19 protein-coding genes and 2 tRNA genes are annotated in these 20,705 nt (G+C 31.6%); 6 read left to right on the forward strand and 15 right to left on the reverse strand.

The genetic code is table 11. The annotated features are described in order from the left end of the window. Positions 1–422: 422 nt before the first annotated feature. Positions 423–740, forward strand: a complete 318-nt coding sequence (locus tag VW161_RS01040; RefSeq protein ID WP_298536108.1) for a transcription factor S — start codon at positions 423–425, stop codon at positions 738–740. A 136-nt stretch (positions 741–876) separates the two neighbouring features. On the opposite strand, the gene VW161_RS01045 is transcribed toward VW161_RS01040, so the two are convergent. From VW161_RS01045 to VW161_RS01055, 3 genes are all read right to left on the reverse strand, one after another. After that, complete coding sequence (locus tag VW161_RS01045; RefSeq protein ID WP_325192642.1) at positions 877–1,791, reverse strand: hypothetical protein; 915 nt, start codon at positions 1,789–1,791, stop codon at positions 877–879. A gap of 340 nt (positions 1,792–2,131) precedes the next feature. Then, positions 2,132–2,204, reverse strand: a tRNA-Thr gene (locus VW161_RS01050). A gap of 29 nt (positions 2,205–2,233) precedes the next feature. After that, a tRNA-Leu gene (locus VW161_RS01055) sits at positions 2,234–2,316 on the reverse strand. Between the two features lie 371 nt (positions 2,317–2,687). Here VW161_RS01055 and VW161_RS01060 point away from each other — a divergent pair. The 3 genes from VW161_RS01060 (at position 2,688) to VW161_RS01070 (ending at position 4,989) form a co-directional block, all read left to right on the forward strand. Beyond that, a complete protein-coding gene (locus tag VW161_RS01060) occupies positions 2,688–2,855 on the forward strand; it encodes a 4Fe-4S binding protein (protein ID WP_304088396.1) in 168 nt (55 codons plus the stop codon). A 71-nt stretch (positions 2,856–2,926) separates the two neighbouring features. Next, on the forward strand, positions 2,927–3,646 hold the full coding sequence (locus VW161_RS01065; RefSeq protein ID WP_304094455.1) for an adhesin: 720 nt from the start codon (positions 2,927–2,929) through the stop codon (positions 3,644–3,646). 47 nt (positions 3,647–3,693) lie between these two features. Then, positions 3,694–4,989 (forward strand): oligosaccharide repeat unit polymerase family protein, encoded by a 1,296-nt coding sequence (locus VW161_RS01070; RefSeq protein ID WP_304088392.1) that lies wholly within the window; start codon positions 3,694–3,696, stop codon positions 4,987–4,989. Positions 4,990–6,038: 1,049 nt separating this feature from the next. Here the strand turns inward: VW161_RS01070 and cbiQ are convergent. From cbiQ to VW161_RS01105, 7 genes are all read right to left on the reverse strand, one after another. Then, entirely contained in the window at positions 6,039–6,869 is an 831-nt protein-coding gene (cbiQ, locus tag VW161_RS01075; protein ID WP_304088390.1) for a cobalt ECF transporter T component CbiQ, read from the reverse strand. A 410-nt stretch (positions 6,870–7,279) separates the two neighbouring features. After that, entirely contained in the window at positions 7,280–7,573 is a 294-nt protein-coding gene (locus tag VW161_RS01080; protein WP_304088387.1) for a PDGLE domain-containing protein, read from the reverse strand. 9 nt (positions 7,574–7,582) lie between these two features. Then, positions 7,583–8,209, reverse strand: a complete 627-nt coding sequence (gene cbiM / locus VW161_RS01085; protein WP_304088385.1) for a cobalt transporter CbiM — start codon at positions 8,207–8,209, stop codon at positions 7,583–7,585. Between the two features lie 495 nt (positions 8,210–8,704). Beyond that, positions 8,705–8,905 carry a hypothetical protein gene (locus VW161_RS01090; protein ID WP_298536612.1) on the reverse strand — a complete coding sequence of 67 codons (201 nt, stop codon included), beginning with the start codon at positions 8,903–8,905 and terminating at the stop codon, positions 8,705–8,707. A gap of 70 nt (positions 8,906–8,975) precedes the next feature. Further along, positions 8,976–9,314: a YnfA family protein gene (locus VW161_RS01095; RefSeq protein ID WP_298536609.1), complete on the reverse strand. Its 339-nt coding sequence runs from the start codon at positions 9,312–9,314 to the stop codon at positions 8,976–8,978. A gap of 136 nt (positions 9,315–9,450) precedes the next feature. After that, positions 9,451–11,466: a ferrous iron transport protein B gene (gene feoB, locus VW161_RS01100; protein WP_325192643.1), complete on the reverse strand. Its 2,016-nt coding sequence runs from the start codon at positions 11,464–11,466 to the stop codon at positions 9,451–9,453. Positions 11,467–11,586: 120 nt separating this feature from the next. Then, positions 11,587–11,820, reverse strand: a complete 234-nt coding sequence (locus VW161_RS01105; RefSeq protein ID WP_295608151.1) for a FeoA family protein — start codon at positions 11,818–11,820, stop codon at positions 11,587–11,589. Positions 11,821–12,461: 641 nt separating this feature from the next. Here VW161_RS01105 and VW161_RS01110 point away from each other — a divergent pair. Next, positions 12,462–12,734 carry a DUF6110 family protein gene (locus VW161_RS01110; protein WP_304102146.1) on the forward strand — a complete coding sequence of 91 codons (273 nt, stop codon included), beginning with the start codon at positions 12,462–12,464 and terminating at the stop codon, positions 12,732–12,734. A gap of 97 nt (positions 12,735–12,831) precedes the next feature. Continuing rightward, positions 12,832–15,000: a heavy metal translocating P-type ATPase gene (locus VW161_RS01115; protein ID WP_325192644.1), complete on the forward strand. Its 2,169-nt coding sequence runs from the start codon at positions 12,832–12,834 to the stop codon at positions 14,998–15,000. 132 nt (positions 15,001–15,132) lie between these two features. Here the strand turns inward: VW161_RS01115 and VW161_RS01120 are convergent, their stop codons facing one another. The 5 genes from VW161_RS01120 to VW161_RS01140 all read right to left on the reverse strand — a co-directional run bounded on the left by VW161_RS01120 (position 15,133) and on the right by VW161_RS01140 (position 20,592). Next, positions 15,133–16,209: a type II secretion system F family protein gene (locus VW161_RS01120; protein WP_304093135.1), complete on the reverse strand. Its 1,077-nt coding sequence runs from the start codon at positions 16,207–16,209 to the stop codon at positions 15,133–15,135. 194 nt (positions 16,210–16,403) lie between these two features. Beyond that, positions 16,404–17,849: a CpaF family protein gene (locus tag VW161_RS01125; RefSeq protein ID WP_304087668.1), complete on the reverse strand. Its 1,446-nt coding sequence runs from the start codon at positions 17,847–17,849 to the stop codon at positions 16,404–16,406. Between the two features lie 71 nt (positions 17,850–17,920). Further along, positions 17,921–19,171, reverse strand: coding sequence for a tripartite tricarboxylate transporter permease (locus VW161_RS01130; RefSeq protein ID WP_304087666.1), 1,251 nt, complete (start codon positions 19,169–19,171; stop codon positions 17,921–17,923). A 357-nt stretch (positions 19,172–19,528) separates the two neighbouring features. Continuing rightward, a complete protein-coding gene (locus VW161_RS01135; protein WP_325192645.1) occupies positions 19,529–20,263 on the reverse strand; it encodes a zinc-binding dehydrogenase in 735 nt (244 codons plus the stop codon). An 83-nt stretch (positions 20,264–20,346) separates the two neighbouring features. Continuing rightward, positions 20,347–20,592 carry an alcohol dehydrogenase catalytic domain-containing protein gene (locus VW161_RS01140; protein ID WP_304102131.1) on the reverse strand — a complete coding sequence of 82 codons (246 nt, stop codon included), beginning with the start codon at positions 20,590–20,592 and terminating at the stop codon, positions 20,347–20,349. Positions 20,593–20,705: the final 113 nt, after the last annotated feature.

A 20,705-nucleotide genomic window follows, 5' to 3' on the forward strand; every position in this document is an offset into this window, starting at 1 on the left:
ATATACTATAACTTTTAATAAACATTGTATATAAATATGTTGATTTATCATGATAAATTATTACAAATTATTATGAATTCGGCAAAATTTTCTCATAAATATTAGATGTGATGAAAAATAGTGCATCGGAATTTGAAAAAATTGATAAAATTATTGATAAAGATAAATAAAGTTAATAATAATATAAAAATTTATATTATAAGAAAATAATAAAGAAACTAGTAAAATATTGAAAAATAATTTTTATGGAAATTTCATTAAATATCATGGAAAATTATTGAATTTTTTATGAGGAATTTTATAAATACCATTACAAATAATGATAAATTATTGAAAAATACCATGATAAAAATGATAGATTGGGAATGGTAAATTTATGAAAAAAATCTTTACAATAGAAACATAATTCTGGAGCAAAAATAATGAGATTCTGTCCGGATTGCGGTAAGATACTGATACCAAAAAACAATAAGCTGGAATGTGATTGCGGATATGTTGAAGAGATATCCGATGAAGACATCAAGGAAGAGTATCAGTTCGAAGGAGAGCGAAAGAAAGAGGTTGGAGTCATTGTAACTGACAATAACAATGTAGCTCTTCCTACAAAAGAGATTACCTGCTATAAATGCGGAGGAACAAAGGGATACTGGTGGACAGTCCAAACAAGATCTGCTGATGAGGCTCCAACATATTTCATCAGATGTGCAAAATGCGGTAACACCTGGAGAAGGTCCAATTAAAATTAATGTGTTTTTAATTAATAAAAATTTAAAAAAATAATAGTTTAATAAATAACAAAAATTTAAAAAAAAAGATAGTAGATAGGGAAAAGATAGATTCCCTTTCATTTAAATTAAAAAAATTACTCATTCTTATTTATTCAGATTCATCAAGAATATATAAATCCTGATAATCGTCATCTTCAGCATCATATTCTGTTTTTACTCTTTTTAAGATTCTTTTTTTAATAGGATTATTAGGATTCTCAGGATTATTTACCAAAATGACTTCCTCTTCATACATTGGAAGCGGTTCCGGATTTCTATTGGAATCATGATTTGAATTATTAGCTTTATGAGTAGGCCTATTGTAATGAGTGGATTGATTATGATTGAAATCTCTATCATCATTAGCGTTTCTGCCAAATGAAGTGTCCACTTTTCTTGCATGAGGCTTTCTTGGACTATGATTATTGATGAATTCATTTGACTTGAAATATTCCTTATCTGAACTTATTAGTATATTGATTATCACAAGTGCCAATAAAACAATTACAACCAATGCAAACAATGAATCAAATGGAGCAAACACAGCATAGAATATTTTGGAAGTGATGCTTGAAATGTCCATAAGACCTCTTAAAAGCAACAATACTCCTACAATCAAAACAACAGTACCGTTACGTTTGCCAATATTGTTTGAATTGAAATAGGGATAAGCTCCTAAAATGATTAAACCGATTCCCATCAATCTGAATAAGTTATTTGCTACAGCAGATTCAAGGAAGTCAAATATCATGTCAAATCTGTAATGCAATGCTGACAAGAAGAAAATCAATTCAATGATTCCTATTACAACCAATGGGAATATGTAAACAATCTCATTAGCCAATTTAGGTTTTCTCAAAGCCCCCTCCTCAATCTTCTCTTCAGAATATCCTGAAAGCAATTGATAAAGGAATGAACTCAATACAGATCCAATGATTGTACCGGAAACTCCTAAAACTGAAGTAAATAATGCTACAGTTCCAGAAATGAATGCCGCCATCATAACGTTAAAATGCTTAACCAAAAGTATCACCCATATTTTTAATTTCTAAGTTTCATAATTTAATAAAAATCATAATAACTGCAAATAAAATTTACATTTCATCATATTTAAAATTGATTGATAATGAATTCAAACTATCAGGACTTAATAAATTCACAACAATAAATTCCAACGATGAATTCACAGCAAATGAAAATAAGAAAAAATAATCTTGTGATTATAAAAAACTTACAATTAGTATTTAAGGTATGATACCTTAGAGTATGATACCTTAAATAGACTAATTTAAAAAAAAAACAACTTTCGTTGAAAAAAAAAATAAAAAAACTAATTAATCCTTTTTGAATTAATTAGAAAAAAGAGCCTTAGGGGGGATTCGAACCCCCGACTTCTACCTTACCAAGGTAGCGCTCTACCGGCTGAGCCACTAAGGCAGTAAAAATCGGAAAAATCTATAAAAAAGTGCAAGGGAAGGGATTCGAACCCTCGTAGGTCTACACCAAAGGATCTTAAGTCCTTCCCCTTTGGCCGCTCGGGAACCCTTGCATAATAATACAACAATATTATTTTAAACTTTATTCTATATAAATGTTATGGATATAAAAAATTTTTATTGAAAAATCCCAGATAAAAGCTTAAATTAAGGGACTTAGGCAGAAAATCATTAAGAAATAATCAAAAATTTACAAAGTTATATAAAGAAAAATGATTATATTTTAAAATAGTATTAAATAAAACTTTATTAAAGTAATTATTATTTAAAGTAATTATTTATTAAAGCAATTATTTATTAAAGTAATTTTTATTAAAGTAATTATTTTATTAAAAAATTATATTAAATTTAAATTATTATAAGAATCAAAATTAGATTTTAATAATTTACAAAATTCACAAAAAATATTTTATGAGGCGATATATTGATAGTTATTGATTTAGATGAATGTGGAGTTTGTGAAAAATGCATATCCGTTTGTCCAAAAGACTTGATTGAGAAAAGAGGATACACAATGATCATTAAGGACGGCTGTGATGACTGTGGAATATGCATGGACATGTGTCCTTTAGGTGCTATTTACGAAGAATAGCTAAAAAATCAATACATTAATAATGAAAGCATGGATAGAATGAATACTTAAAATTTTTTAAGGTAATTAATATGAAAAAACCAGGTTTTTTAAATAAGATTACAATTATTGACATCTTAATAATTATCTGCATAATCGGTGCAGCGGGATTTGCCATTTACCATATGGCGGATGATGACTCCTTAAATGCCTCCGCCACTTCTTTTGACTATTCCACCAATTCAAAAATACTTGAAACCTATTTGGATTACTATAAAAACGGCAATGTTGTTACAAGCACAATTGTTGGAACCGATGCAAGAACCAGAGAAAAGGTTGAACTAAATGGAAAAGTCCTATGGTTAGGGGAAAGTGAAAATCAAAAAATAAACGTTCTCCTTGATAATAATGGCAAACCATTGCTTGCTGGATTCTACAAGGATGTGCCAAATGCAGACTTGTTCATTGATTCAATTAGCTTAGAGTCAAACGGAGATACCTACAAGAATGTCAAGGACATTTCTGTCGCTCCAAAAGAAATCGGCAATATCAATGATTTAATCAGTGAAATGCCTAATGGAAGCCATTGTGAAATCAGTACAAGCATTGCTATAGACAATCTTGATGGCGTAAAATATCAAAAATTGCTAAATGCATTATATGATAATAAAAAGCCTTGCATTGTCATGAATGCTGAAACCAATGTTCTTGAAATCAATAGAGCAAATAAAACTGATTTGAAGACCGCTAGTGAAATATTAGGCGATTTCGATGGTCAGACTAGCCAAATTAAAATCAGAACTTATAATTAAAATTAAGTAATACAAAAATAGAACAATAAGGATAATAAAGTGAAAATATGAGTTTAATATATTCTATAACTAGCAAGATAACTAGAACTATAGAAGATATGATTAGCAAATCCTTCTTATTTACACTTATTTTCAAAATCTTAGGATTTATTGAAAATGAATGGGTCAATAGCTATTTCAAGAGCTTGTATCCTAGTGAAAACTTTTTATCCATTTTCAAAAAAAGCAAAATTCTTAAGGAGGAAATATTTTCACCACTTGTTGTTTTAGTTACATTTACACTTTTTTTACTTCTTGCAACAGAACCTGTTTCAAGGGATTTGCAATTCACCATATTGATTGCATTCATCTCATTTTTCATTGGGGCAATCATATTAACAAGATTTGTTTTAAACAATAGTGAAAGTAATAAAATACCCGTGTTTGATACAAAAGACGTATATTCAATAGGATTTTGCCTTACATTAATTGGAATCATATTCCTTTTCATAAGCATTGCATCTGTTGGAGGATTGCCAATATTGAAATCCTCTTTAAGATACTCACTAAAACCTATATTCACAATGCCAGTGTTCCTAGTGGTACCTGGAATAGGGCTTATTGCATCACACAGATTGAACCAATACAAAAGCGGTGAAATCTCAAGAAGCCAAGTGAGATTCAGGTTCCTTATTCTAACATTAATTGGAATTATAACTGTTCTCACACTTGAATACAGAACACCGATCATTGCTATCCTTCTCATGATGATCATCATTGCTTACTATGGTGAGATCTTATCAGTTTGGGAAGTGATTTTAGGTGCATTGATAGGAGTTTTTACAATTATGGGAATTGGTTATATGAGATCATTGAATGAGCTTGCAATAAGTACAAACACCAGCATATTCTCCACCTTGGAACATAGGGCTAACTTCACTATGCATGTATTGAACCTATTGAATCAGATTTCAGGCAACTTTGGCATATTGCATGGGAAAATGATAGCAAGTTCAATGCCTGGAAGTGATCTTGGACCTAGGATGTTAGTCGGCAAGCTAATAGCTTGGAGAACTGAAGTAACTGTAACCCCTACATTATTAGGTCAGATGATAGTTGATTTCGGTAAAATTGGAGTTGCAGTCGAGATGTGCCTTCTTGGATTCATCTTAGGAACAGGATATAAGATAATTAAAATCACTAAAGACTCATTTTATATTGCAATATACAGTTTAATATTGACTTATTCCATCTTGGGAGTTGAAACTGGAATATTGGATATACAAATACTGTTCTACTTCCTTATAATATCCTTTATCTATTTAGCAGCCATCTTAAAAGATAAAGGCATTAAAATCTATTAAAAAAACACTATTTTTAACGGATGAATTTAATTATTAAACTGTCAAATCTATTAAAAAAATACTATTTTTTAAAATAAGATAAATTTAAAAAAAAATAAAAAAAAGAAAAAATCATTCATAGCAAAGCTATGAACTAATCTTGGAGGTTGAGTTAAATAATTTCTTAATAATTATTTACACTTCTGGAGATTAATAATCTTGTAGTTGGACCCTGAATCTTACATTCTTGAGAGCGATTATATGCAAAAGAAAATGATGTGTGTTTTATGTAAAACTCATTAGACTAAAATTAATAATAAATTCTAAATTCAAGAGATTTGGATTGTTATGATTAAACTAATACTATGTACAATTACTTGAATTTGAGAATTATCATTAACCAAGATTATTACAGATTTTTATTCAATAACACAATAGTTTAGGTATACCTAAACTTATTGTTAATTATAGATTTGTCTCCATAGTATATAAACCTTTCTAAATTTTTAGGTTTACCTAAAAAATTATTGAATAATATTGATCATACAAAAAATAAAATTTTAAAATTTTGAAAACAACTAAAAGAAACAGCTGAAAAACTAAAAATATTAAAAAAAATAAAATAAGAGGCAGTACATAGCATACCTGAGATCAAGAATACCATGTACTTGTTTGGAGATTGCTAAATAACAATTAAGTTATTTCAAAATGGTTCTTAAAATCATAAAAAGTTCTTATTAATTCCCAGAATTTCATTTGGATAGAGAGCGATTTTAACAGAAGAAAATGATGTGTTGAAATTCTTTTTAAGCCAATAATAATCTAAAGAAAGGGAGGAAGATAATTATATGTAATTTAGAAAACTTTAGATTATTATTGGTCGAACTAATAAACAACAAAATTTAAGATTTTTCAAGAAACAATAAAATTTAGGTGTGCCTAAACTTATTGTTAATTATAAGTTGTTCTTTATAATATATAAATGTTTCTAAATTTTTAGGCATACCTAAATATTTACGATAATAAAAAATCTGATGAAAAAATTGAAAAAAAGAAAAATGAATTAAAAGTTATAATGATAAGGAAACACCTAAATAAGCCAAATTATTGGAATAAAACACTACAAGCAATTGCAAAACAATTATAATGCCAATGATTATAGCCAAATAAATATATTCAGATCTTCCAAGGATTGTCTTTGCATGATATAAATTGGAATTGTCTGAAAAGCATCTGCTCGCCATACTTAAATAAATGGCCTCTCCCTTTTCATAGGCCTTCAGAAACATCATTGCTATGCTATATCCAACTTGCTTAACTCTCCATTTATAAGAGATATTATCATTGAATGGATCAAAGTTTCTTGAGGTCATTGATTGCCTAATGTCCCTTAATTCATCTACAAAGATAAACAGGAACCTTACCATAATAGTTAGAATCATTGCAAGATCCCTTGGCATTCCAAGCTTTCTGAATGATTGCACCACTTCCTGCATAGGAGAGGTAGATGAAAGGATAACAATAGCTGTTAAACAAACAATCAATCTTGCAAATAAAAGAACTGTCCAATTTAAACCGGTATCAGTGATAAACAACCATGAATAAGGACCCTGCCAAATGATATTACCAGGGTGTATAAATGGTTGGAATGCTATCACAAATCCCCCAAATGGCAAAAGAAGTAGAACTCTCTTAAAGCTTTCCTTAAATGACAATTCAGCCAAATACATTACAATGAGTAAAAAGCATTCCAATACTATTGGAACTATTAGCCTATCTGAAAAAACAGTGAAAAGAATAATGAGCAAAATGGCTACAAGCTTAACCCTTCCTTCCAAATTATGGATAATTGTATCCCTAGAAGCTATAAACTCTAATGATCTAACTTGTTCTATTGCCATTTTACCTACCATCAAATTGCATTGAAATAATTAATCCTATCCTAATTTTGAAAATTAAAATTAAATTTAAAACTAAAATAAAAATTAAATAATAAAATTTATAATATAACTTTCGGCTTTTAATTATAAATATTTATTCATTTAAATTGATAATTATTACTAATTTGTCAAAATAAGGCTAAAAAGTATTACTTTAGACAAATAAATGAAAAGTATTACTAATTAAGTAAAAAACAGTTAAAAAGTATTACTAATTAATAAATTAAGGAAAGTTTTATGTAAAATTAAAAAAGAAGAAATGAATAGGAAAAGAGAAAATAGGGATATGAATTTTATTATCCATATCCAAGACCCCCTTTTCTAAAATTTAAATACAAAGATATTTTAAATTATTAAACTAATCTATATGACTAGTCAGATTTTTTTAATGCATAACCTATACCTAAACCAAGAACAAGTGTAATCAGTCCACCGAATATTAAAACACCGATTTCGCCTAATTTGTCTAAAGGCTCATAGGTATAGTCCGGGAATGGTGACTCCATAACTGGAGCTTCAACATCTTCACCAACTGCTGCATCTTCAGCAGATTTTTCTAATCCGTCCGGATCGCCAGATGCAATGTAAGGAGACAATACTCCTAAAGCAATACAAAATATGATCCCTACAACAATTAAATATTTATCACTTTGACTTAATTCCATATTACCACCCTATTCTCTGTTCCATGCCAACAAGTCTGGTCTGAATTTTTCAAGAGCATAAAGAACGATTACAGTTAATACTCCTTCAATTATACCAATAAATGCATGGTAAAGTGCCATGGAAGCAATTCCAACAGTCAATGGGAAAGTTCCTGCAATAGCCATTTCAATTGCAGCCACTACTGCTGCAACTAAAGTTGCAAGCCATGCTGCTACAAATGCAGAAGGATATTTACCAATTAATCCTCTTAATGCTTTAAAGCTGTAAAGACCGACACATCCTCCAACAATTGCCATGTTGAATACGTTTGCACCTAAAGCAGTGATTCCTCCGTCACCGAAGAATAAAGCTTGAATAAGTAATACTGCAGTGAATACTAAAATAGCAGCTTCAGGAGCCATAAATACAATAGCTACTAATGCTCCACCAACCATGTGACCACTTGTACCAAATGGAATTGGCATGTTCATGGACATGATTGCAAAAATACCTGCAGCCAATACTGCAAGCAATGGTATACGTTTTTCATCAAGATTTGCTCTTGCCCATTTTCCAGCAAAGTACAATGCAATAATTAAGATTACATAGTAGATTGCACATTGGCCAAGAGGTATAAAACCATCAGGTATATGCATATTATTTTTCCTCCATTTTTTTAAGTTTAATCTATATCACACCATATCACTCTTTATAATCTTAAAAAAACAATTGGAGTAATACTCATTATTACCCTATGAATTTTGAGCGAATTGATTTTTTTAATAAGTATTTAAAAAGTAATACATTTTATAAAATTATTATCTTATCAGTAATACAAAAGTAATACTTTTTATAAATTTTTTAAATTTGAAAGTAATACTAAAAACAATTTTTTAGAGTTTATTTTACTAATAAAGACAATGATGTAGTTAATTTTAAATAAAAATTGATTAAACAATATAATATTTGAAATAAAACTATATAAATGTTTGTTTAGTATTACTAAACCATTAAAATCCGTTTAAATAGTAATACTTATTTTGAAGAAATTTTAAAAAAAATTATGAAAAATATCATAAAAACAGCTAATGAAAATATTGGAAAACAATAATGAGAATTTTTGAAAAAATAGTAAAATTGAACAAAAAATATTATATTTTTGCTCTTGATTTAAATGATTTTAATTTTCTTTGAAGCTTGGAAATATAATCAAATTCTTTTTCATAAGAGAGGGAATTTCCATATCCACATCTTGGACAAAAAGCTTTATTGCAACCTTTGCATTGTCCACAGCTTCCGCAAGACCCTCCTTTTTGGGGATCAAATTCAAAACCACACATTCTACATTGCATGATACCACCTCATTTTCAATAATACAATACTACAAATTTACATTATCTAATAAAACACTTTTTAAAACGATTATGACAATACCCTAGGCCAATACATTATCACAAATACACCTATTAAAGCTATACATGCACCAATTATATCGAATTGATCCGGAACAACATTATCAATTTTCCAACCCCACAAAAGAGACAATGCTATGAATACACCACCATAAGCAGCATAAGTCTTTCCAAAGCTGGCTGGTTGAAATGTTGGAACAATACCATAAAGAATCAAAATAATTGCTCCTAAAATAGCGAATTCTATTCCTTTACCTTCCCTTAACCATAACCAAATCAAATATCCTCCACCGATTTCAAAAAATCCGGCAATTATGAAGAAAATAATTGATTTCAATGTATTTATCATATACCACCTAAATTTTATAAACTTTAATTTTTAAAAACATTTCCTTTATTTCATTTAACATCTACTTTATCTCTTCAAATTAATGAAATACAATGATATTAAATCAAATAAAGAAAAAAATAAAATTAGAATTGGGTTAACCCAATCCTAATCCCAGTCCTACCATATATACTATGAAAGCAACCACATATGCAGTCACTAAGGTAACAGCAGACATGATCAATGGATATTTCCATCCGCCAGTTTCCTGTTTGATTGCCCCGAGAGCTGCGAAACAAGGAATATAGAGCAATACAAATACCATAAATACATAAGCTGTAAGCGGAGTGAATATTCCATGCATTGCTGCCGCGATTCCGGCTCCCTCCTCGGCAACTCCAAATAACGAACTGAAGGTACCTACTACAACCTCCTTAGCAACAAGACCGAATGCCAATGCTACAGCAGGTTGCCATTCTCCAAATCCTAAAGGAGCAAATACTGGTGCGATTACAGTACCGATAGTACCGATAGCACTTTCTTGAGATCCGTATTCAACTCCTGCAGGGAAGTAACTTAACATCCAGATTACAATACTTGCAACAAGAATAATGGTACCTGCCTTTTTAATGAATCCCCAAGATTTTTCAAGGGTGTGCATTAAGATACCTCTGATAGTAGGCAATTTATAGTCAGGCAATTCCATTACAAATGGAGCGGACATTTCCTTAAATGTAGTTTTCCTTAATATGAATGCAACAATGACTGCAACAATTATACCAAGCAAGTATAATGATAATATTACAAGGCTTTCATGAGCTGCGAAGAATGCTCCAACCAATAAGAGATATACTGGCATTCTAGCGGAACAGGACATGAATGGTACGATTAACATAGTGATTAATCTGTCCTTTTCGTTTTCCATGGTTCTGGTTGCCATAATACCTGGCACTCCACAACCGAATCCTAAAAGCATAGGGATAAATGCCTTACCATGCAATCCAACAAACTTATGCATTAACTTGTCCATAACAAATACTGCTCTTGCTAAGTAACCGCAATCTTCAAGGAAACTGATAATCAAGAACAATAGGATAATTTGAGGCAAGAATACAAGTACCCCACCTACTCCTCCAATGAGCCCATCAACGAGGAAGGATGAAAGCATTGTTTCACCAAGGGAAGCGATAACGAAGTCACCAAGCATTCCAAAGAACTCATCAATCAAGTCTTGGAAAGGTGCACCGAATGTAAATACAATCTCAAACATTGCATACATTATAACTATGAAAATCGGGAATCCTAATATTCTGTTAGTAATGATTTTATCGATTTTTTCACTGATGGTTACTTTCAAATGATCAGGTTTTGTAAGGGATTCCTTTAAGAGCCCATCAATGAATGCATATCTTGCATTTGCAATAACCTCTTCACTGTCTTCACCAAAAATGCCTTGCAAGTGTTCCTTGACTTTTTTGGTTTCAGCTTGAATGTTATTCCTTTTTGAAGAACCTTGAATTTTCTCTTCTACAATCTCATCGTTTTCAAGCAATTTGATTGCAATCCAAGATGAAGGAACGTCCAATAAATTCTTGTCTTCTTCTATAACAGCCTGAAGCTCAGCAATATGTTCTTTAAGTTCATTGTTATAAACCAACCTTTCAGTAGTGTTCACTGGGTTTTGAGCTGCTTGTTCAACGGTTTTAAGTAATTCTTCCTTACCGGTATCACTATTTGCTTCAATCTCAACTACTGGAACTCCTAATAATTCAGAAAGTTTTTTCGCATCAATGGTATAACCCTTGTCTTGAGCATACTTATTCATGTTCAATGCGACAACCAAGTTAGCTCCAAGTTCCATCATTTGAACAGTGAGATACAAGTTTCTCTCAATGTTTGCTGCATCTATGATGTTTACAATCACATCAGCGTCTTCATCCACGATGAAGTCTCTTGATACGATCTCTTCCATAGAATGAGCACTTAAAGCATAGTTACCAGGTAAATCTATTACTTCAACTTCATTGCCATTATGCTTATAATGACCTTTTGCTTGTGCTACGGTTTTACCAGGCCAATTACCTACATGTTGGTTTAAACCAGTTAAAGTATTGAATAAAGTGGTTTTTCCTACATTAGGATTACCTGCTAAACCTATTTTAAGATTTGCCATATTTATACCTTTAAAAATATATTTTGATTATAATTAAAAAAAATCAACGTTAAAATATTAAATTAAAAAACCAAGTAAAACTCCATTAAAAATAAACAAAAAATGTTAATTTTTAGAGACTTATACTTCGATTTCAATGTTTTTAGCTTCCTCTTTTCTAAGACATACAGAGTATCCTTTAACTTTTACTTGAATAGGATCTCCGAGAGGTGCAACTTTTTCCACTTCTACATCTGCACCCTTAACAAAGCCCATACCAAGCAAATGTCTTTTTAATTCCAAGTCACCACCGGAACCATAAGAAGCTAAAACCCCGGTTTCTCCAGATTTGAGTTCGTTTAATTTTTTTATCATTTATACAACCTCTTAAGAAATTTTATAAAATAAATATCATGTCTGATAAATTACCGATAACCATTTAGAGATTTTTTTAATATCTTTCTCTAAAAAATAACTATCAATAAAATGTAGGAATTTAGGTATACCTAAATCCATGTTAGACGAAATCTCATTATTTTGAGGTATTTTGTAGTTTAATTAAAATTTTTAAATTTTGTTTTAAAAATGAGGATATTTTTAAAATAAAATGTATTGCTTTTTAAAAATATTTTTGGATTGTTAATTAAAATGAAAATAAAAAGATTACCCTACATAGATTAATTAGGTATACCTAAAACATAATGTTATTTTTGTTTTCATAATATATAAAGTTTAGGTTTACCTAATTAAATACATGAAATATTTGTGAAAAATGAAAAAAATTTAAAACAAGGAAATGACACCAATAAACAAAAAGCCTAGAAAAAAGAAAGAATATTAGAAAAAAAATATTAATCATATATGTTTAATATATTAATTATATAAATATAACTATTTAGGTTAACCTAAACATTTAAATAAAAATAAATTAAGACATAATAGTAGAATCCGAATAGTGAAATTTGCTATTTAGATTAAAAATTGAATTTACAATAAAAATTAAAAATGGTGATAAAATGTATAGAGATTTAAGAGACAAAGCTTTTGAACATAAGCACGCATTGATTTTTGTAGGAGGAATAGCTGCTGCAGTGGTAGGTAAAAAAATCTTGGAATCCCAAACCAGTAAAGACTATGCTGCAAAAGGTATGGCTAAAGTCTTAACTTGCAAAAGCGAACTTGAAGAATCCATTCAAGACATTAAGGACAATGCAGAAGATATCCACACTGATGCAAAAGCTGCAAAAAAAGAAGCAGTATGCGTTGATGTAACTGCTGAAGAAGAATAAATAAATTATAAAAATATTGGATAGGCAAATCTAATAAATTAGTAAATTAATAAATCAATAAATTTTATAAATTTATAAATTTATTCAATTCAGAGCCATGATTTACGATATAGTATACGATAAGGGCACTCGATTAAGAGTGCGTGCAGGTAAAGAAGCATTTACCAAAGAAGAAACTTATGGCTTAAGTGAAACCTTGCTTGAATATGACTTCATTGATGAAGTAACTATTTCCCATAGAAACGGAAGCATACTGATTTTTTACAATGATATAAGCAAAAAAGCGGAAATTCTCCACATATTGGACAAGATCTCTCAAGCAGACCTCTACGAAGGAAAGGCAACAGACAATATAAGCTTAGCTGAAATATCAAATGAATTCTTTTTCAGATTATCTAAACATGTCTTAAAAAGATATCTCTTTAAAATTATCCTGCCAATACCATTTAGGAAAGTGAGAATGTTATATCACGCTGCCAACTACCTATATCATGGATTGGATAGCTTAACCAGTTTTAGAGCTGATGTTGCACTTCTTGATGGGACTGCTATAGCTGCATCATTAATCACTCGCAACTACAAGTCTGTAGGTTCAATGATGTTCTTATTGTCTATTTCAGATATGCTGGAAGACTATACAATGCAGAAAACAAAAAGCACTTTAAAAAGCAGTTTAGCATTGAACATTGATAGCGTATGGAAAGTTGATATCGATGATGAAGGAAATGAAATCGAAAGTCAATCCCCATTGTCTCAAATCAAAAAAGGAGACAAAATAATAATTAGAACAGGTGCAATCATTCCTGTAGATGGAGTCATTGCAGATGGGGATGCCATGATCAACGAGGCATCAATGACTGGAGAATCATTGGCAGTGCATAAGAGTGAAGGAAAAGCTGTCCATGCAGGAACCGTTGTTGAGGAAGGGTCAATAGTAATCGAAGTTCGTTCCGTTAACGATGAAACCCGATTGAAAAAGATCATTGATATGATTGAAGACTCCGAGGAGTTGAAGGCAAGCATTCAAAGCAAGGCAGAAAAATTAGCTGATTCAATTGTGCCTTACAGTTTGCTTACAACAGCATTAACCTATTTGCTTACAGGAAACACTTCAAAAGCATTGGCTGTATTGATGGTGGATTTCTCATGTGCAATTAAGTTAACTACCCCGATTTCAGTCATCTCTGCAATGAAAGAGGCATCTGACAATAGGATGATGGTTAAAGGTGGAAAACACTTGGAAGCATATGCCAATGCAGATACCATAGTATTCGATAAGACAGGAACCTTGACCAATGCCCATCCAGTTCTTGAAAAGGTCATTCCTTGTGGAAAATACGAAAGGGATGAAGTATTGAGAATTGCTGCATGCATTGAAGAGCACTTCGCTCATAGTGTAGCGACAGCAATTGTGAAACAGGCTGAAGCTGAAGGATTGCATCATGAAGAGGACCATAGTGAAGTTGAATACATCGTTGCACATGGTATTTCAACTACATATGATGGCAAAAAGGCAATCATTGGAAGTAGACACTTTGTAGAGGAAGATGAAGGCATCAAGTTTACAAAGAAACAGCAAAAGATCATTGATGAGAACATTAAAGAGTATTCAGTGATTTATCTTGCAATTGGCAAGAAGCTTCAAGGAATCCTTTGCATTTCAGATCTTGTTAGGGACGAAGCTCATGATGTAATCAGCCAACTTAAGGAATTAGGCATTTCCAATGTAGTCATGTTGACTGGAGACAGTGAGAATGCTGCACATAAGATAGCTAATGATTTAGGCATTACACAATACAAGTCACAAGTTCTTCCAGAAGACAAGGCAAGCATTATCCAGGAATTGAAGGATGAAGGACATCAAGTCATTATGGTTGGAGATGGAATCAATGATTCTCCAGCATTGTCTGCTGCTGATGTGTCAGTGGCTATGAGAAACTCATCAGACATTGCAAGGGAAGTTGCAGACATTTCCTTGCTTTCAGATGACTTATATGACTTGGTAACACTTAGAAAGCTCTCAACTGGAATGCTTGATAAGATAAATGCCAATTACAGACACATTGTAATGTTCAATGAATCTTTAATTGGACTTGGATTGCTTGGAATCATTCCACCTACTACAACTTCATTGCTTCATAACTTATCCACAATGCTATTTGGATTAAGAAGCACTAAATCTGTTTTAGGCGAAGAGAATCCAGTTGTCATTGACACTCAAGTAGTAAGCAATCAAGATGCATTAATTGGTGAAGCTGCCAAATAAAATTTAAAAACATTATGTAAATTATAGATAAATTTCTATAAATTTACATTTTTTTATTATTAAAACTTTTTTTATCTGATTTAAATTTATTTCAACAACATTTTTCTTATTTTAATGGTATTTTTTAACAAATCAGATTTTAGGCTCTAATTTTTTTATTGCAAATCCTAAAAAGACAATTATCATAGGGAAAAATACAGAATATAGAACCAATATCAAATCACCAGGCACCAAATCCCCAATCACTACAGATGCTGCAAGAAGCATTGTCAAAAGAATGACTGGTGCTAAAATAGCTAAAAATGTATACATCATAACAAATGCATTCAGCTTTTCACTATACTCCTTCAATTTCATCCTGATGTCAAAGTTAACGTCATCTGCAATAATGCTTAAGGAATTGGATAAGTTTGCTCCAATCCTTAAGCTTGTTAGAATTTCATATATCGTTCTTGACAAGGCCTTTGAATCAACTCTTTTTTCAAGATTTAAAAATGCATTTTCTGTACTTTCACCATATTTGATCTCTTCAAGAACTCGTGAAAATTCCACAGAAAGAATTCCATAATCTGAACTTGCAACAGAATCCAATGAATCAAACAAACTCCTGCCTGCCCTAAGTTCAGTTGCTAATTGCCTTAAGGCATATGGAAGTTCCTTTGAAAATGAAGCATATTCATTTTGCTTTTTTATCTTAGGATAATAGAATACTGCAAGAGCAACCAGTAGAATGGAAATGAAAATAGCTAGACCTAATTCTAAAGATATGAAATAGCTGATTAATGCTACAATGAGTGTTAGAATAGAGAAGGCCATTGCAATGATTCTTAAAATGGAATTATAAAAATTTGATTCATCAATTTGAATAAAATTGTTATTTAGTAAAACTCCAATCAATTTTTCCTTAATAGTTTCTAGAAAATTATCTTCATTACGATTGGCCTTATTTCCCACATTCTCATCATTTCCATAACTTGTGCATTTCAAGCTGCTGAAAATATTTTGAGATTGATTAGATGAATTCACTCCATTTGAAGCGGATTCCTGCAAATATCTATTTTCCAGCTCTTCAAAAATGCTATCATTTTTTAAGAAGTCATTTATCTTAAAAATTCCTTCATTGGTTAAATTGATTCCATCTTTAGAATTTTTTTCATCATTTAATTCTATCTCATCATCACACTTGTTTTTATTATGAAATTTATCCAAAATGAAAACAATGAAATCAATGACTTTTATGAAAAAACTGATTAAAAGATTACTTAATTGAATAAAAAATTCATCTAAAATAACAATCACCATCATCAAAAAATAAATTAAGAATAAAGCTAAAAATGAAAAGGAAATTAACTATCAAAATATTAAAAATACGTCTAATTAAAATGAAAATTTTATAAAAACTATCAATCTAATTCAACACCCATCTTATTTAATACATATTCTGGATTGAGATAATAAGTTTCAAGAATTTTAGATATATCTTTTTGAGAAGATATGTTATTTTTTACCAAATAGTTCAAAACCAACTGTCTTCTTTTCCATTCCTCATTCAGTTTAGAGATATGAACTCCCTTGAGATTAGCCATTTCTTCTAACGTTTTGCTAACTATTGTCAGGTTTTTGAATTCATCCCTTTCACTATCCCACTCGAATAACTTGCTCAACTGAATTGTTCCCTCTTCCATACCGGTAACCTCTGCAATTTCTGTAATTCTTCTGTATGAAATTCCATCTGACCTGTAGATTCTCTTTTCCATGATAATGAAATCAATTGATGAAATCATGATTTTAGGAACATTCATTGGAGCGTTGGTAAGTCTTGTAATGGTTTCACGTGAATTGTTTGCATGCAATGTCCCAAATCCGGAATGTCCTGTATTCAATGCAGTGAATAGTGTGATTGCCTCATTTCCCCTAACTTCACCAACGATAATTCTGTCTGGCCTTTGCCTTAATGCATTTTTAACCAAATCCTCAATTGTTATCTCTCCCTGGTTTTCAATATTCACTGTTCTCGCTTCCATTCTGATGATATGATTGTGTGGAATCTGAAGCTCCAAAGTATCTTCAATTGTGATTATTCTCTCCATGGGATTGATGAATATAGAAAGTGCATTAAGAAGTGTTGTCTTACCTGAACTTGTTCCACCAGATACTATGATGTTTGCAGGTTTCACTCCCAATCCATCAACACATAGCCATAAGAATGATGCCATTTCACTATTCAATGTGTTGTATCTAATCAAGTCAACAATAGTCAATGGGTCTTTCTTGAATTTACGAATTGTTATTGTAGGCCCATTTGCAGATAATGGGGGGATTGTTGCATTAACTCTTGAGCCATTGGAAAGCCTTGCATCAAGAATCGGAGATTGTTGATCTATTCTCCTATTTGTTTCACGTGCTATTGAATCAATGATATTCGTTATCTTTTCCTCATCTTCAAAGAGGAGGTCAGTTTCCATCATCCCATATTTTCTATGATAGACAAAAACTGGCTTATTTATACCTATAACCATTATCTCCTCCAGATTATCATCTTCAATCAATGCACTTAATTCTCCATATCCGATAAGTTCCTTAAGCATATTCCTTGCCAGATTTTCCTTGTAATCATAATCAAATCTATTTTGCAACCTATTTTCCAAAAAACGGATAATGTCCTTCAATATCAGTTCCTCATTAAAGGAAGACATCTTCTCTGAAATAGCTAAATCTATCAGATTTTCCCTTAGCTCTTCTAATATGAGCTTTTCCTCATCTGAAAAGTTGAATTTCAAGACATTGTATCTTGGAATCAGGTTATAATTTTCATCTTCCTTAGCATTATGGATTGAATTTGTTACCATAAAATCACCAAATCATGTTAAAAACCATTTGAAATTAGCATAGTTTAGATTAAAACAATAAAATTTTTATTCTATATGTACATCTGCATGTAAATTATTATAGCGGGCAAGATTAGAACTCCCATTAAATGTGATTTGCTCACTCCCAAGTAATGTGGAAGCAAACCCAGTGCAGTGGTTGTAATCAATGCAAGGGTCAGATATAAGATTGGCCCTTTGTAGATTATTGCAAAAGCGTACAGAATTGCAATCATCAATAAAATCACCGCTATTGAAAGCTTTCTATAATCTATTCCCTGCATGAGATTTGAAAAGCTATCCCCTAATTTCAAACAGATCATCAAAGATATTGAAACTGCAATTAAAGAAGCAAAAGTGAATATCATCAAATGTGATAAAGTGAATTCAGAAATCAGATAGGACATATATACAGCAATTCCGCTCCTTGGATTACCAATCAAATAAATAGCTATTAGCGAGAAGAGAGTGTCTGAAGTATTTAATCCACTATTAGCCAGCAAGAAATTCTTTGTATCATCACTGTCATCACTTGTTCCACATGCTCCTTGTGCTATTATGCTTCCTTGAGCTGGACCGAATCCTGGTAAAAATCCTAAAATAGCCCCAGCAGTTCCACCTGCAAAGATGCTTTTGATTGCATCCATATCAATTTCCAAATCATAAAATCTATTTTGATGAGGAATTGAAGAGCTATCATTCAAGCTAAATAAAATAGTACTGATCCCAAACAAACCACTAAAGGTGCACATTAAAGAGATTCCTGAAGATATTGGGGTTTGAAGCATTATCCAACCTACTATACCTGATAGAACAAAAAGGAGGAGGGACCATAGAAAAGCAATATTCCCTGAACTTAATTTGTGAATCATATATACCGATACTACAGTCAAGATAATCCAAGTATATGGTTTGGATATTCCTTGCAGAAAGGGAAGTGCCACTGCAAATATTGGCATCATGATAATCACTACAAGGATGGCTCCAAACCCTCCAACAGAAACGATACGAATAGCTTCCTTAGATCTTCCTTCTAAAACCATCCTATGACCTGGAAGAATGGATGTAGCAGTTCCTTCCTCTGGAACTCCAAGGAGCATTGATGGAACAAATTCGATTAAGGCATGGGCAATTGACATTGCAACAAATATTACACATAAGAATTCTGCAGAAACATAATTCATTAAAAATGCGGAGGATGCAAACATTATGGCACCTGCAGTATTTACATGTATTCCTGGAACCATCCCTGTACATGTTCCTATTCCAATGCCAATAAAACATGCCAAAACCAAATCGAACATATCTTTTACACCATATTTATTTTGCTTATTTAAGCAGTTTCAATACAATAACTAATTTATATGAACTTATATTTAAAATAAGCAGTTAAAAACAGTTAAAATATTAAAATAAGATTGTAAAACTAATATTACAATTAAAAATTGATTTTGAATTGAAAAATTAAAATAATAATGAAAATTATAATGAATTAGTAAAAAAATAATTGAAAAAAAGATTTTTAAAATGGAGAATACAAGAAAAAAATAAAATAAATAAAAGAAGTAAAAAAAGTTAAAGAACTAGTTAAGAGAATTAACTCCCAACTAGTGATAAAAGTTTTGATCAAACTTTTGCAGCCGAAGACTGGAAAAGTTTGGCTAGTCATCCAAAATAACAGCTGGTTTAATTAAGTCACGTGGTTTGTCTCTAATTAAAATAATAGCTTCTTCGATGTCATCAAATTTGTCGAATTTGTGGGTGATTAATTTGGATGAATCGAAACGGCCATATTCAATAAGATTTGCTAATTTTTCCATTCTAGCACGTCCACCAGGGCATACTCCACCACGGATGGTCTTGTCAGCAAGTCCTTGACCCCATGAAAGACCGTCGATAGGGATGGTTTCAATACCGTCATAGTGCAATACGTTACCGATAATACCACCGACTTTAAGTACGGATAAAGCTTCGGAGAGGGTGTCTTTTCCTCCACCACCGATTACTACTTTGTCTACACTTTTACCATCGGTTAAGTCCATGATTTGCTCTACAGTACTGCCGTTGTGGTAATCTACAATATCATGTGCACCGTATTCTTTAGCTACTTTAATAGCTGCTGGATGGCTTCCTACAGCAATAAGATGGGAAGCACCCATAATTTGTGCACCAGCTAATGACATAAGTCCTACAGGACCGATACCGAAACAAGCTACTGTATCACCAGGTTTGATTTCTGCAAGTTCTGCAGCATAGAAACCGGTAGTCATCATGTCTGAAATCATTACAGCTTGTTCTAAGCTTACATGTTCAGGCAAGTGTGCCAAGTTTGCGTCAGCTTGGTTTACATGGAATTGTTCTGCAAATACACCATGCTTGAAGGTTACAAAGCTCATACCTGTTCCCATACCCTAACAGTGTTGGGAGAATCCTTGTTCTGCTGGTACAGTTAACCAGTCCGGAGTGATAGCAGGTACAATTACACGGTCCCCCGGTTGAAGTCTTTTACTTTGTCCCCTACTTTAACTACTTCAGCAGTAGCTTCGTGTCCTACTACACGGTTAGGTGCATCGCTCATGTATGCATGACCCCATACGATGTGTACGTCTGAAGTACATGGTGCCATAGCCAAAGGTTTACAAATTGCGTCGTAAGGTCCATATTCATCGATTTCAATGTCAACCCAGCCAAGTACGTCTTGTTCGATTCTTGCCAATCCTCTCATTTTTATATCTCCTAAAAAATTATATAAGATTTAATCAATTCTGGAATAAGCTGGAAATAATCATCTCTAATAATTAGTTTAGTTAACTAATTATTTAAATCTTTATAAAAATT

It is taken from the genome of Methanobrevibacter ruminantium (assembly GCF_016294135.1).
GTDB classification, from domain to species: Archaea; Methanobacteriota; Methanobacteria; order Methanobacteriales; family Methanobacteriaceae; genus Methanobrevibacter; species Methanobrevibacter ruminantium_A.

What these genes read in the sequence shown, in the direction of transcription:
- VW161_RS01040 (WP_298536108.1), top strand. Translation starts at nt 423, where the DNA reads ATGAGATTCTGTCCGGATTGCGGTAAGATACTGATACCAAAAAACAAT.
- VW161_RS01065 (WP_304094455.1), top strand. Translation starts at nt 2,927, where the DNA reads ATGAAAAAACCAGGTTTTTTAAATAAGATTACAATTATTGACATCTTA.
- VW161_RS01070 (WP_304088392.1), top strand. Translation starts at nt 3,694, where the DNA reads ATGAGTTTAATATATTCTATAACTAGCAAGATAACTAGAACTATAGAA.
- cbiQ (WP_304088390.1), bottom strand. Translation starts at nt 6,869, where the DNA reads ATGGCAATAGAACAAGTTAGATCATTAGAGTTTATAGCTTCTAGGGAT.
- VW161_RS01080 (WP_304088387.1), bottom strand. Translation starts at nt 7,573, where the DNA reads ATGGAATTAAGTCAAAGTGATAAATATTTAATTGTTGTAGGGATCATA.
- cbiM (WP_304088385.1), bottom strand. Translation starts at nt 8,209, where the DNA reads ATGCATATACCTGATGGTTTTATACCTCTTGGCCAATGTGCAATCTAC.
- VW161_RS01090 (WP_298536612.1), bottom strand. Translation starts at nt 8,905, where the DNA reads ATGCAATGTAGAATGTGTGGTTTTGAATTTGATCCCCAAAAAGGAGGG.
- VW161_RS01095 (WP_298536609.1), bottom strand. Translation starts at nt 9,314, where the DNA reads ATGATAAATACATTGAAATCAATTATTTTCTTCATAATTGCCGGATTT.
- feoB (WP_325192643.1), bottom strand. Translation starts at nt 11,466, where the DNA reads ATGGCAAATCTTAAAATAGGTTTAGCAGGTAATCCTAATGTAGGAAAA.
- VW161_RS01105 (WP_295608151.1), bottom strand. Translation starts at nt 11,820, where the DNA reads ATGATAAAAAAATTAAACGAACTCAAATCTGGAGAAACCGGGGTTTTA.
- VW161_RS01110 (WP_304102146.1), top strand. Translation starts at nt 12,462, where the DNA reads ATGTATAGAGATTTAAGAGACAAAGCTTTTGAACATAAGCACGCATTG.
- VW161_RS01115 (WP_325192644.1), top strand. Translation starts at nt 12,832, where the DNA reads ATGATTTACGATATAGTATACGATAAGGGCACTCGATTAAGAGTGCGT.
- VW161_RS01125 (WP_304087668.1), bottom strand. Translation starts at nt 17,849, where the DNA reads ATGGTAACAAATTCAATCCATAATGCTAAGGAAGATGAAAATTATAAC.
- VW161_RS01130 (WP_304087666.1), bottom strand. Translation starts at nt 19,171, where the DNA reads ATGTTCGATTTGGTTTTGGCATGTTTTATTGGCATTGGAATAGGAACA.
- VW161_RS01135 (WP_325192645.1), bottom strand. Translation starts at nt 20,263, where the DNA reads ATGAGCTTTGTAACCTTCAAGCATGGTGTATTTGCAGAACAATTCCAT.
- VW161_RS01140 (WP_304102131.1), bottom strand. Translation starts at nt 20,592, where the DNA reads ATGAGAGGATTGGCAAGAATCGAACAAGACGTACTTGGCTGGGTTGAC.